The 13071-nt window shown below is 36.9% G+C and carries 14 protein-coding genes and 1 pseudogene; 6 read left to right on the top strand and 9 right to left on the bottom strand.

Annotation, left to right across the window (positions count from 1 at the left end; translation table 11 throughout):
- The first annotated feature begins 132 nt into the window (after nucleotides 1-132).
- Both H1P_RS18995 and H1P_RS18990 read left to right on the top strand, forming a co-directional pair.
- Nucleotides 133-624, top strand: a complete 492-nt coding sequence (locus H1P_RS18995) for a bifunctional nuclease family protein (RefSeq protein WP_144870249.1) — start codon at nucleotides 133-135, stop codon at nucleotides 622-624.
- 15 nt (nucleotides 625-639) lie between these two features.
- On the top strand, nucleotides 640-1824 hold the full coding sequence (locus H1P_RS18990; RefSeq protein ID WP_144870246.1) for an aldo/keto reductase: 1185 nt from the start codon (nucleotides 640-642) through the stop codon (nucleotides 1822-1824).
- A gap of 80 nt (nucleotides 1825-1904) precedes the next feature.
- Here H1P_RS18990 and H1P_RS18985 read toward each other — a convergent pair whose 3' ends face one another.
- The 4 genes from H1P_RS18985 to H1P_RS18970 all read right to left on the bottom strand — a co-directional run bounded on the left by H1P_RS18985 (nucleotide 1905) and on the right by H1P_RS18970 (nucleotide 5102).
- Nucleotides 1905-2582: a uracil-DNA glycosylase family protein gene (locus H1P_RS18985; protein ID WP_144870244.1), complete on the bottom strand. Its 678-nt coding sequence runs from the start codon at nucleotides 2580-2582 to the stop codon at nucleotides 1905-1907.
- Nucleotides 2583-2873: 291 nt separating this feature from the next.
- Nucleotides 2874-3230 carry a hypothetical protein gene (locus tag H1P_RS18980; protein WP_246141804.1) on the bottom strand — a complete coding sequence of 119 codons (357 nt, stop codon included), beginning with the start codon at nucleotides 3228-3230 and terminating at the stop codon, nucleotides 2874-2876.
- A 48-nt stretch (nucleotides 3231-3278) separates the two neighbouring features.
- On the bottom strand, nucleotides 3279-3965 hold the full coding sequence (locus tag H1P_RS18975) for an MBL fold metallo-hydrolase (RefSeq protein ID WP_144870242.1): 687 nt from the start codon (nucleotides 3963-3965) through the stop codon (nucleotides 3279-3281).
- 120 nt (nucleotides 3966-4085) lie between these two features.
- On the bottom strand, nucleotides 4086-5102 hold the full coding sequence (locus H1P_RS18970; protein ID WP_144870240.1) for a DNA topoisomerase subunit B: 1017 nt from the start codon (nucleotides 5100-5102) through the stop codon (nucleotides 4086-4088).
- A 132-nt stretch (nucleotides 5103-5234) separates the two neighbouring features.
- Between H1P_RS18970 and H1P_RS39910 the strand changes: the two are divergent.
- Together H1P_RS39910 and H1P_RS18960 are read left to right on the top strand one after the other, a co-directional pair.
- Nucleotides 5235-5400 (top strand): annotated as a pseudogene (locus H1P_RS39910) (helix-turn-helix domain-containing protein); the annotation flags it as partial.
- Between the two features lie 99 nt (nucleotides 5401-5499).
- Nucleotides 5500-5982: a flavin reductase family protein gene (locus H1P_RS18960; protein WP_144870238.1), complete on the top strand. Its 483-nt coding sequence runs from the start codon at nucleotides 5500-5502 to the stop codon at nucleotides 5980-5982.
- Nucleotides 5983-6207: 225 nt separating this feature from the next.
- Here H1P_RS18960 and H1P_RS18955 read toward each other — a convergent pair whose 3' ends face one another.
- On the bottom strand, nucleotides 6208-6765 hold the full coding sequence (locus tag H1P_RS18955) for a hypothetical protein (RefSeq protein WP_144870236.1): 558 nt from the start codon (nucleotides 6763-6765) through the stop codon (nucleotides 6208-6210).
- A 153-nt stretch (nucleotides 6766-6918) separates the two neighbouring features.
- Here H1P_RS18955 and H1P_RS18950 point away from each other — a divergent pair, with 153 nt between their 5' ends.
- Nucleotides 6919-8775, top strand: a complete 1857-nt coding sequence (locus tag H1P_RS18950; RefSeq protein ID WP_144870234.1) for a sodium:solute symporter family protein — start codon at nucleotides 6919-6921, stop codon at nucleotides 8773-8775.
- A 365-nt stretch (nucleotides 8776-9140) separates the two neighbouring features.
- The gene (gene infC, locus H1P_RS18945; protein WP_144870232.1) at nucleotides 9141-9680 is read left to right on the top strand and encodes a translation initiation factor IF-3; all 540 of its coding nucleotides are present in this window, start codon (nucleotides 9141-9143) and stop codon (nucleotides 9678-9680) included.
- A 316-nt stretch (nucleotides 9681-9996) separates the two neighbouring features.
- Here the strand turns inward: infC and H1P_RS18940 are convergent, their stop codons facing one another.
- From H1P_RS18940 to H1P_RS18925, 4 genes are all read right to left on the bottom strand, one after another.
- Nucleotides 9997-10194, bottom strand: coding sequence for a hypothetical protein (locus H1P_RS18940; RefSeq protein ID WP_144870267.1), 198 nt, complete (start codon nucleotides 10192-10194; stop codon nucleotides 9997-9999).
- A 52-nt stretch (nucleotides 10195-10246) separates the two neighbouring features.
- Nucleotides 10247-10810, bottom strand: a complete 564-nt coding sequence (gene def / locus H1P_RS18935; protein ID WP_144870230.1) for a peptide deformylase — start codon at nucleotides 10808-10810, stop codon at nucleotides 10247-10249.
- Nucleotides 10811-11011: 201 nt separating this feature from the next.
- Nucleotides 11012-11944, bottom strand: coding sequence for a lysylphosphatidylglycerol synthase domain-containing protein (locus H1P_RS18930; protein WP_144870265.1), 933 nt, complete (start codon nucleotides 11942-11944; stop codon nucleotides 11012-11014).
- 484 nt (nucleotides 11945-12428) lie between these two features.
- Nucleotides 12429-13071: tetratricopeptide repeat protein (locus tag H1P_RS18925; RefSeq protein WP_186376041.1), on the bottom strand; the 643-nt coding region annotated here is incomplete at its 5' end.

Here is a 13071-nt window from a genome sequence, read left to right as displayed (position 1 = left end):
TTTTTTGATGCAGTAGGAAAATATGTGAAATATTAATATTAGTGTAGTTATTCAATGGATACTAAACTATTTTGTATCTATGCTGTTGAGATCGCTTGTATTCCTACCAAAATTACTTGAGAGGGTAAACTCATGATTGAAATGAAAGTTGCTGGTATTATGTTAGATGCCGTTACTCGTAGTCCGATTGTCTTACTCAAAGATAGTTCAGAACGTCGTGCATTACCTATTTTTATCGGACAGGATCAAGCAAGAGCAATTATCGCTGTATTGGAAAATCAGCCAAACCCTCGCCCATTAACCCATGAATTGATGGCTAATGTCTTTGATGCTTGGGAGCTGAATTTAGAAAAAATTCTGATTCATGCTCTGCGAGATAATACCTTTTATGCCATTCTTTGTTTGAATAAAGATGGAGTGAAAAAAGAAGTTGATTGTCGTCCTAGCGATGCAATCGCAATTGCTCTGAGAACCAATAGTCCAATTTGGGTTTTAGAGGAGGTTGTCGCAGATGCTTCGATTCCCGTGGATAGAGATGCTGACGACGCTGAAAGAGAAGCTTTTCGCGATTTTGTCTCCGATCTTAGTCCTAGCGATTTAATCAAAAAAAGTCGTCGTAGTTGAATCTTAAATAAATCAATGGAGTATCGAAGGTTTGGTCGCACAAATCTGAGTTTGTCTGTGTTTTCTTTGGGGACAATGCGTTGTTTGGCTTCTCCCCAAATAGCACTCACTACAATTAAAAAAGCGATCGCCTGTGGCATAAATCATCTTGAAACAGCTAGGGGTTACGGTAAAAGCGAGGAGTATCTAGGACTGTATTTGGCTTCCAATAATGCAGTACCCAGAGAACAAATTTACATCACAACAAAATTACCGCCTACTCCTGACAAACAAGCAATGGCGCAGTGGATTGATGAGTCTTTGAATAGGTTACAAACAGATTATATTGATTGCTTAGCAATTCATGGTATCAATACCCAGGAGCGTCTCAACTGGATTATTAAACCTAACGGCTGTCTATCGGCAATTCAAGCAGCACAAACCCAAGGAAAGATAAAATATATTGGATTTTCTACCCACGGCTTGTTAGAACTTATTTTAGAAGCAATTGAGACTGATTTATTTGCCTTTGTTAACCTCCATTATTACTATTTTTGGCAACGTCACCAGCCAGCGATCGCTTTAGCTCAAGAAAAAGACATGGGAGTATTTATTATTTCTCCTGCGGATAAAGGAGGCAGACTCTACAACCCTCCTGAAGCTCTACAAGATTTGTGTCAGCCTTTGACACCTCTAGAATTCAATTATCAATGGTTGTTAAGCGATCGCCGTATTACCACTCTTAGTATAGGGGCTAGTTGTGCTAAAGAATTGGAGACTGGGAGATGGAGAGACTGCGGGATAGAAAGATTGGGAGATAAGGGAAACCAGGAAGTAAGTACAAATGGCATTTGCCCCAATGATTTATCCGAAACCATTGAAAAAATAGATCGAAGATTACAAAAGCATCTCAAAGACACCTTAAAAAGCGATCGCTGTAGTCAATGTTATCAGTGTTTACCTTGTCCCGAAGAGATTAATATTCCTGAAGTGTTGCGATTACGTAATTTGGCTGTAGGCTATGAGATGAATGATTTTGGGCAGTATCGCTATCGGATGTTGGAAAATGCGGGACATTGGTTTCCTGGGCAAAAAGGCGATCGCTGTACGGAATGCGGTGATTGCTTACCTCGCTGTCCTGAAAAGTTAGATATCCCTAAATTATTGCAAGATACTCATCTACGTCTTAATGGCTCTCCTCGTCGTCGCCTATGGGAGTAATCAGTTATAGCGTTACGTATTAACGTTAAGACATTACTTATTACTCATTACTCATTACTTATTACTTAAATCACCAACGCCTAAAATTCGATTTGTGCTAATCTTTGCTGGAGCATTTTAGGGAAAATCGCATAATACTTTTTATTGAGAGGAGAAGGATGGGGTAAAGGAAGTAATATAATAGATTTTTGCTTACTATTTCCTCGATCGTCAGTAGCAGTTATCTCAACCACTAATTTTTCTTCATAGCGATCGCTTCTTTTAAAGTATCGATCTAATTCTCCTTTTTCTCTGTAACGTGCATACCATTTAAAAGCTTCTGTACCTAAAGTTATAATTTGGTTTCCTTGCCAATGAAATACTAATAAACGCTCTACATAAGGACGAAAACGCTCTTTTACCTTAACCGAATAAGCTTTATTCCCTGGTGGTTTATAAGGAACAGTATTGGTTAATAAAACGCGATCGCAAATAGTTTTTAATTCTTCAATAGAATTAGTTGTTTTACCATGAATTAATTGATAAAAACCCTGTCTCACTTTTGTCCCCGCAGCACCAATTAAAGGTTGTCTAGCATGAACTTCATCTTTTCCTAAATCTCGACCAAAAAAACAGAGAGGGCTTTGTAAATTACCTGCATATAATACAGGATAAGTAGGTTCTAGTTTAGCTGATTTGTATACAGGAATATCTATCGGAAATTCTTCTTTTTGAGCTTCTTTTTGAACTTGATTAATTAATTCTTGAATGTCAGACATTTATTAATATTTATCATTTAACATTTATTATTTATCCCATCGGGTATCGATACCCTATTTTATGCGATCGCTAATTGTTCCTAGCAAAACTTAATAATTAAATAGTTAACACACCGTTTATTTATGGTTTAGAGACTTCAAAACGCGGAATGGTCTGTACTCGATGATTTAACATTCAATCAGCATACAATTCTCTGTTCCTGAAGACAAATCTTTTGTATCGATAGAAAATTTTCAGCCTCTTTTTGAAAAAAGAGATAGTTTTTTCTCTAACCTGACTTAAAAATTTGGTTAAACTTTCTCATATAGACGACAAACAGTTTTCCCTAGCTTGTCATTTTGCTGATAGTAAACTTTTAGCCGATCTGGTTCTTGGTAATAGCGATCACGCAGTGCCTCGCTAAGAGCGAGATCGCGACAATTATAAACCCTTTCTGGTTGTTTTCGTCCATCAATACTAAGAATAGCTCGATATTCCCAATAATATTTAGCACTGCGTTTGATACGTAGTAAACATACTTGCTGTCTTGCAATATCCTGACAAGTAGCAGCTTTTGTTGCAGGTGCAATCATCCAAAAAGCTAAGACTAATAGTAGTAAGTAAAAACCTCTTCGTAACACAATAATTTTATTGTTTTTATAGTTCAACCTTAATTTATGGTTATTGTATTGTAGGGGTTCGGCACTGCCAAATTCTTACTTATTCCCACATTTTTCATTTGCTGGTATAGTTTCCATCATTTTCTTGGGGTTAGGAAGATTAAGATTACTCATCAAATCAATAAAACTTTGTGTACTTCTACCGGCAAAACGAGGATTCCATTGCTTTTCTTCACCAATAGTAGAAACAGTTTGCCCCCTGTAATCATGACCAGGATACACTAGAGTCTCATCAGGTAGAGTAAATAGTTTTTGTGTCACTGAATCGTATAATGTACCAGGATCGCCATTTTGAAAGTCTGTCCTACCACAACCGCGAATAAATAAAGCATCCCCTGTTAGTAAATGTGTGTTGTTAACTAAATAGGCTACATGACTATCAGTATGGCCAGGAGTAGCGATCGCTTTTACTACAATGTTACCAATTTTTATAGTTTCTCCATCTTCAATATGGCTATCTGCACATTCAGCTTGGGCATTTTTTGGCACAACACCCCAACAATTAGTTATTTCTCGTAATTTACCTGTTCCTGTAATATGGTCAGCGTGAATATGGGTTTCTAAGCAATAACGCAAAGTTAAACCTAATTCTTGCAATAGTTTTAAGTCTCTTGATACTTGTTCTAGAACAGGATCGACTAAGATAGCTTCTTGACTTACTAGATCGGCTGCCAAATAAGTATAGGTGCTAGAGTCGCGATCGAACAGTTGGCGAAATAACATTTTGTTGTTTCTGATTTAAATTTTTTTTCTTGTCATAACCAGTTAAACAAATAATATCAGTATTAGAAGTGTTAAAAGAATCAGCAAAGATCACTTTTTTGGATTTAAGAGCAACGATTATCAATTTTTATTCGTTTCTTTAGCCAACATTAGATAATTTTGTAGTGGTTTTAGTAAAGCTTGTTTGACTTCATCTTTTACCGAGGGAACATCTAATTTAGTTTTCATTGGATACGCAAAAACTGGCTTATACATAATTACATGAATCAATATTAATTGCGGATTCCACTCAACTTGTTGTAATACCTCTAAGAAACCTTCAACATGACTCCCATTATCAAAAGTTCTAATTCCATTGACCCAAGATAAAACTTTTTTTTGTTCGCAAACATCCTCAAAAGCTGCAACTTCAATAAACATATTTTCTTGTTGTAGTTTTAAATGAAAAGGTTTATTTTTTATTCGATAAGGAATAGGAGGATCGAGAAATAGTGAGCCTAACATTTCTAATCCTTCAGGGGCAAAAAAACATTCTTCTTGAAAATAAACTTTTAAGCCACTAAATAAATGAGCTATTTCAAATAAAGCCTTACGAATCACATTCAATCTTGGCTTTGATATTCCAAAAATTTCGGCATCGGGAATTAATTCTATAGCTGTTCCTTTACCATTACCTTGTTCGATAATAGTAGGATTATTTTGAGCAATTCCTCTAACAAAACTTTGCGACCAAAGTAAACCATTACGCCAACTTTTTATAGTTAATTGAGAGCTAGCAATGTTTATCGGAGCGATTCCTCCCCCATTACCAACTAAATGAATATGCGGGCTGTGTCCATCTTTTGATGGTGTAAAATGGAAATTAGTTAAAAATTCAGTTGCTAAACTAATATTTTCTACCCTACTTGGTTCATCAAAAGGAAAACCAAGAGCATCGTCTATGACTGTAATCGTTGAATCTTGAATTGTAACCTTGACAAAAGTTGCTTCATCTACCAAGAAGCGATCGATAATATTGGCTACCAATTCGTAAATAAATTGCTCGACACCCCGTTCTCCAACACTACCAAAAAACATTCCTGGTCGGCGACGAATTGATTCAATTAATTCTTTTTGAGTAGGCTGATATTGAGTCATTATATTATTTTTATAATCTTATTTTTTTCAGACTTATTATATAATACCAATTCTTTTTCACTAGCTACATAAATAGAAAGTTATTTATTTTATTGTTTTCTCTCTTGCCTTATGCGAAGCGGTATCCTTTAGGACTTGCCTCTTGCCTTTTTAGTAGCTCAAGGTTTAACAAACGCAGATATTGGAAAACAGCTATGGATTAGTGAAAATACAGTAAAAAAACTTAAAAAAAATGTTTACCAAGTTAGATGTCTCTACCAGAACAGAAATGGTTTTTGAGTTAAAAGATATTTTATAAAGATAAAACTTTCTATCTCTAACCAAAGAAAGGTCATGAGAGATACCAAAAATTGATAAACTAACAGTCGGCAACTTAATAATCACGATAAAGATAACTATGTTAGACGAACAAGCTAAAAAGACGATGTTGCGTAAGATTCCTCATGGCTTGTATATCTGCGGTGTCAGAGATGGGGAAGAAATGAATGGCTTTACTGTTAGCTGGTTGATGCAATCTTCTTTTAAACCCCCTTTAATCGTTAATTGTGTTAAGCAAGGTACTACTTCTTACGAAATGATTCAAAAAACAGAAGTATTTGCCATTAGTTTTCTTGAAGATGGACAAAAAGACTTGGCTGCTGAATTCTTTAAACCTAAAACTAGAGTAGGGAATAAATTTGAAAATGTCGAATTCTATGAGGGAGAAGCAACAGGTTGTCCTATAATTAAAGATTCTTTAGGCTATGTGGAGTGTAAAGTAGTAGGCAAGGTAGCAGAAGGCGATCATACAGTTTTTGTCTCGGAAGTCATTAGTGCAGGAATTCACCGTGAAGGAAAACCGTTGTTATTAGAAACCACAGGCTGGCAATATGGTGGTTAAATAATAAGCTAGGAAACTAATTTATTGGTTTTTCTGGGTTGAAATTTTAAGTACGTTTAAACTGACATCTTGTATCAGCATTAATAATTGCCAGAGATTCAAATCTCTGGCTAATCAAAAAAGTCTTAATTAAGAAGAATATATTAATATTTTTTTCAGAAAGACAGCAAACTTTCTCATTAGCTGGCAATAGGTTAAAAACACTCAATGATTCATACTTGCAATTTAAGATTTAAACAAGTTATTTAGTGAATCTCCGATATTTTTTAAATCGTTTTCAACATTTTTCAAGTTATCTTTAATATCATTTTCAACATTTTTTAAATTCTTGTTGATATCAGCAACCTGATAGTTTATTTTAGTATCATAATTTTGTTGTGTCTTTGGCGATGAACTAACAGATTTTTGTTTTTTTTGGTTAGTTTTCGCTGAATTTTGCTTAACATTTTCAGATATATCTGCTGTTTCGTGCTTCTCTTTAGGTATCGATAAATTATTTTGAGAAGACTTAAAATTACTTTTTTGTTCGGTTTGATTTCTAATCGGAAAAAGATAAACTATATGTCCTTTTTCTGTAACCTCAAAAGTAGCATCAAATTCTACTGCAAATTGCTCTAGATATTTTTTAGCATCTTTACCAGATATATTAGCTGCGATCGCTAAATCAAGCTCTGTAATTGAACCCTGATTATTTTGGATGAGATTAAAAAAGATTTCTCTGATTCTTTTATCTAATTTTTTAGAGTCTGAAAATAAGTTAGTCAGCCACGGTGTCAGCTTCATATACTAAATAATATTAATTGTGATTATAATTATAAATCAACTAAAAGCAACTTAATCAAAAACATTTATATCTTGTAAAAAAAACGTTAAGCCAGATAAAAGGATACTCATACTACTATTAACGGATTAATGATTACTGATTACTACTAAATAATGCAACTAATTGATTGGCTGATTGTTATTTTTTATTTTGTATTCACAATGGGATTGGGATTATATCTTTCTCGTCGTGCTGCTCAAAGTTTAGAAGATTTTTTTATTTCTGGGCGATCGCTTAGTTGGTGGTTAGCTGGTACAAGTATGGCTGCTACTACCTTTTCTGTTGACACCCCTCTGATAATCTGTGGGATAGTTTCAACCAGAGGAATCGCAGGGAATTGGGAATGGTGGAATTTTGGAATTGCTCATGTTATTTTAATTTACATTTTTGCTCGACTGTGGCGCAGATCGGAAATTGTTACCGATGCAGAGTTAACCGAGATTCGTTATGGGGGAAAAACAGCAGCTATTTTAAGAGCAACTAAAGCCTTTTTGTTTGCTGTTCCCATTAATTGTATTGGCATTGGCTATGCTATGTTAGCCATGATTAAAGTGGTTGGTGCGCTACAATTGTGGGAAAGTTTAGGGTTAAATCCTGGGGATAATGGCAAAATTTGGAGTGTAGTTGCTATTAGCTTGTTTGTCTTACTTTATTCTGGCTTTTCTGGTCTTTGGGGCGTGGTAGCGACTGATTTTTTTCAATTCTTTTTAGGTTTATTCGGAGCGATCGCTGTAGCTATAGTTGCAGTTAATCATGTGGGAGGAATTCACCAATTAATCCCCAAAATACAAAAGATACAACAGGTTAGCGATCTTGATATCTTGTCTTTCTTTCCCCTCAGCTTTGATGGCGGTTTAAATTTAAAGTGGAATGATGCAGCAGGAATTACCGCTACTACCTTTTCTGCTTATGTATTTTTGCAATGGTGGTCTTTTCGTCGTAGTGATGGGGGAGGAGAATTTATTCAAAGAATTGCAGCATCTAAAGATGAAGCCGAAGCCGAGAAAGCATCCTGGTTTTTTAATGTTTTACACTATGTTATTCGTACTTGGCCCTGGATTATCGTAGCGTTAGTTGCAATGGTAATCTACCCTGATTTAGAAGACCCTGAATTAGGCTATCCCAAACTGATGCTGGACTTTCTTCCTCCTGTAATGTTGGGTTTAGTAGTATCATCTTTAATTGCTGCTTTTATGAGTACGGTTTCTACTTCGATTAACTGGGGTGCATCTTACCTGACTAACGATCTTTACTTACGTTTTGTGAGACCTAATGCTACTCAAGCAGAATTAGTCTCTATGGGTAGAATGGCATCTGTGTTAGTTACACTACTAGGAGCGATCGCAGGTTTCTACTTTAATGATATACGTACAGTGTTTCGTTTAGTAATTGCGATCGGTACAGGGCCAGGTTTAGTCTTAATCTTACGCTGGTTTTGGTGGCGTATCAACGCAGCAGCCGAATTAACCGCCATGTTATCGGGCTTTATTTGTGGTTTGTTAACTAGCGAAATTCCCCAAGGAATTATGACAAATCTGATTCGTGTCTTACCCTTTACCGAAAATATTTTATCTCCAATATTGCAATTTCAAACCTTTCTTAATGAACAATTATTTGCCGACTTTGGCACTAGATTACTAATTATTTCTTCTGTTACCTCAATCGCCTGGATCGCTGCAATGTATCTCACCCCGCCAGAATCAGATGAAGTACTAGAGCAATTCTATCTTCGTGTACGACCAGGGGGAATCGGTTGGCGCAAACAAAGGAAGTGTACGGGAGTTGCTGCTGCTCAAAATTTAACCCAAGATTTCTCTAAAGTAATAGCTGCGATTCTGCTGCTGTTCGGCTCGATGTTTACCGTAGGAGGTTTTTTACTCTTACAACCCCTAACAGGCTGGATTTGCCTCATTCTTACCGTTGTTAGTGGCTTTTGGTTACGCAGACTTAATAAGCTTTCAGTTACTTAATCAAAAATATTATTGATTGCTTACAGAAAGATGAATCAATTATCACTCATCAGTAATCAGTTATTTTCGATTTTGGGTTGAAGCTCCTCAGCTTAATTTTATTTTCTCTTTAATTAGGACACCACGACATCACAACTTCTTAAATGTTTGTTTGCTTTTGACTTGCTACTTTTGACTTATTCTCTTTCATCCTTTCTCCTTAATTTTATGTTGTTGAAACGCAGAAAAATAAGCTAAATTGAAAACTCAAGTTAACTTAACAATTTTTTCTTGATTACTTAGGTAAAATAGCAAGTAAATTAAGAAGTCTTGAAACTTCGATCGCCCTGTTAAATTTATAACATTAAACAACATAAAGTACGCCTGTGAGAGATAGAAGACGCAATACTCCTAATAATCGCGATCTAACCAAAACTAACGAGCAAATTCGCTTTCCTCAAATTCGAGTCATTGATGCAGATGGCTCTCAGCTGGGAGTTATTACCCCTAGAGAAGCTTTAGCTATAGCCAAAGAAAAAGAACTAGATTTAGTGCTAGTTAGCGAAACAGCGAAACCTCCTGTTTGCAAAATCATGGACTATGGCAAATACAAATACGAACGAGATAAAAAACTTAAAGAAGCGAAAAAGAAACAGCACAACGCAGATGTTAAAGAAGTGAAAATGCGTTACAAAATCGAAGAACACGATTATAATGTGCGAGTCAAAAATGCCCAGCGTTTCCTCAAATCAGGAGACAAAGTTAAAGCCACAGTCAGTTTCCGTGGTCGGGAAATTCAGCACTCTAACTTAGCAATAGACTTACTTAAAAGAATGGCTGCCGATCTTGAAGAATTTGCTGAAGTTCAGCAATCACCGAAAAGAGAAGGGCGTAACATGATGATGATGCTTGCACCCAAGAAGTAATGAAGTACCATTTTAATGAGATAGTAAAAAGATTGACGGGGTAACTAGTGGAAGAGGGGACACAGAGAATGTTTGTTCCCAAATGGGAAAACTACACCACAATTGTTACCAATAATCATCGTAAGTGAAATGGGGTGGGCATATCTTGATGCGTGATGCCCTAAAGGACTTCCTTCGGTCGCGCGACGCTAAGCTAGTCCTTTAGGGGAGCGATTCCTTTAGGGGCTTCGTGATTAGTCGCGAACATTCATCGTACCGAGGTAGCATCGCTTGCTGCCCACCTTACCTTCGTTTCTAAGCAAAATAATTGGGAGATTTACTGTTGATTCGCTTTGGTATCTTGCACTGCAATCCAAAAGAGAATCATTGTTACAGGGATGCTGATAGCTAAGATAAGAGTAGTGGTAGTGCTACCTAATTCAGGTTGTCCAGAAGAAAGCTCAAATACAGAACCGACTGCTGCGATCGCACTAATGCAACACAATGCCAGACAGATGCCACTTTTTACGGTAATTGGTGTCACTTTAAATAGTTTTCCTTAATGTTTTGTGATAATTAGCTATCTATTATTTAATCGGTTCAACGGCACTTACGGCAAATCCTTTTTTCTGTAATTCTTCCGTCAGAGCAATCTCGTTTTCTACCCGATCCACAAACATGACTCCATTAAGGTGATCCATTTCGTGTTGAATAGCTCTAGCTAACAAGTCAGAAGTTTGCAATTTTTTGGGTTTCCCATTTTCATCTTTATAGCTAACTTCTATCGCTTCGGGGCGATTTACTTCCAGGTACACCCCAGGAATACTTAAGCATCCCTCATCGGAGTTACAAGTCTGGCTGCTATAGCGAGTAATTTTCGGGTTAATTAGCACCAAAGGAAGATTGTCAGGATTATCAGGTTCGCAGTCGATAACAATTAATTGCTTATTCACACCCACTTGAGGGGCTGCTAAACCAATCCCATCGGCACTATACATCGTTTGCAGCATTTCTTTAATTAAGGTGCGAATCTTGTCATCAACCTTGGCAATTCTTTTCGCTGGTTGACGTAAAACGCGATCGCCTAAATAATGAATTTCTAAAGGGGGATTTTTTAATTTTTTCTTTTCTACTGCGAATACTGAAACCATGAATTTTTTGGTATTAAATTAGTTATCGTTTTCTATCTTAATGTTATCGTATCAACCAATATATGCTGCCGATCGAGGGTCGAGAAATCCTAACTATGAAGTCGCCCAGTTGTGATGTCGGTAGAAGACGTTTCATGCGATGCGCAGCGAGTCCTTTAGGGAAACGTCTGTACGGGAAAAGGGATGAGAAAAGTAAGCCGATTACCGATTATTGATTATTTTCACAGCCCAAGCCCCCAAAGCAGCGATCGCTTCTGCTAAGATACTAATGACACGATAGAGGGCGACAGATAATAAGATCGTGGCTTGAGGAAATGTTTCTTGGGGTAAAAGGGCGATCGCTGTTGCTTCAAAAACCCCGACTCCTCCTGGTGCGCCAGGAACAACTAAACCCAACAACCAGGCAATACTAAAAGCACTAAGCAATGCAGGAATTTGGGAAGGGACGATCGTTTGGAATGCCATCACTGTAAATAAAAAGCCCGTACCTCGAAACAAGACAAACCCTATTTCTCCTAAAAATGGCAACCAAGGATAAGTTTTGAGCTTCACCTTTTGGGCTGCTTTCCCTTCTCCTTTAGTCTTACTGAGACGATGTATAAGAGGGTTCAGAATACGGGGATGAATACCAATTAAAACGACTAGTAAAGCAACCATTTGCCCTAACAATATGGGGAGGCTAAAGTTAGTATCTACTAATCCGAATAGGGTACTGAAAATCGCTATTAACAGGGCAGAAGCAGCCATTAATAAGGGTTCTAACACCACACTTAGGGTAGCAGCCCCAGCAGAGCCTCCTTGCTTTTTAATAGCGGAAATACGCCCGTAAAAGTGCCAGACATTTCCTGGTAGATATTTGGCAATGTTAGTAATTAAATAAACTCTAATTCCTGTAAATAAGCCTAAAGATTGCTGAAAAATAGCTAAAATACCAGTCCAAACCCAACCAGACCAAATATGAGCTAACAGAGTACAGCTGAAAGCGATCGCCAGTATCGACCATCCCTGACTATCAATAGTAATATCAGATATCTCTGCAAAACGAGCTTTAAAAGTTTTGAGTAAAAAGAACAGTGTTCCCCCTAAAATAAACCAACGTAAATAGGGTTTTACTCGCGCTAAAATCTGTGGGATCATCTGAAATATGTCAAAAAATTGTGATTTTAAGCTCTCATATTCATAGCTCGATCAGTTCTTAGCTCTCAGCTATTGGCTTTTACCTAGCTTATACCAAAATGCTCTTTCACAAATATTATTTAGTACGCCTGATGTGAATTAGCTTCGTTGAAAAATGACTAGTTCGTAGCTTTAAGCTTTAGGCTTTAAGCTAATAGCTTAGAAAGATGCCAAGCAACTTACATGATGTGTCTTTGTGCAGCTTAAGTTCTCTACTTTCAATATGAGTAATCTCATTCTCTGAAGGCTTATAGCTTATGGCTTATGGCTTATAGCTTGAAACAAATTTCTCTGATTTTTAATTCACATAAGACGTTTAGTTAGAACTTATGCAACCTACACTACAGCTAGAGTGGGTATTGCACTAAAGTATATGCGAAGCGGTATCCTTTAGGACTTCCTTCGGTCGCCCACCCTACTTCTGACACGACGACACGACGACCTACTTATTTTCGACTCTGGCTAAACCATCTATGGCAGACTGCCAATCTTGTTTAAGCTCGACCGCTTTTTGATAAGCTTCTCTAGCTTTGCTATACTGTTGTAAAGATTCTGACACTAAACCTCGACCATACCAAGATTCAGGAGATTGAGGATTAATCTCAATAGCTTGTTCGTAAGCTTCTAAAGCAGCAATATTATTTCCTACAGATTTGTAAGCATTTCCCAGACCTATTAAAGAAGGTAAATAGTCCTCTTTAACTGCAAGAGCATTTTCATAAGCAGCAATCGCTTCAGAATAATCTTGTTCTTGAAAATAGAGTTTACCCAAGTTATTCCAGGGGACAAAACTTTGATCGGGGTTTAATTCAATCGCTTGTTGAAAATCAGCAATTGCTTTACTTGCTTCTCCCAATTTGGCATAAGCATCGCCTCGATTGTTCCATGACCAAACGGAATCTGGATTAAGAGAGATCGCATTATCATAGGCGACAATGGCTGAATCGTATTGGTTTAAGTTATCTAGAGCCAATCCCTGACAATTCCATAATTGATAGCTCTGATAATGTCTTAGTGCTTCTTGACAGGTGGCTAAGGCATCTTCATACTGATTCAACCGATTTAATGCTTTAGCTTTTTGCAAC

It is taken from the genome of Hyella patelloides LEGE 07179, assembly GCF_900659865.1.
Classification (GTDB): Bacteria; Cyanobacteriota; Cyanobacteriia; order Cyanobacteriales; family Xenococcaceae; genus Hyella; species Hyella patelloides.
The sequence above is the reverse complement of the archived record's forward strand: the minus strand, read 5'-3'. Positions and strand labels throughout refer to the sequence as shown.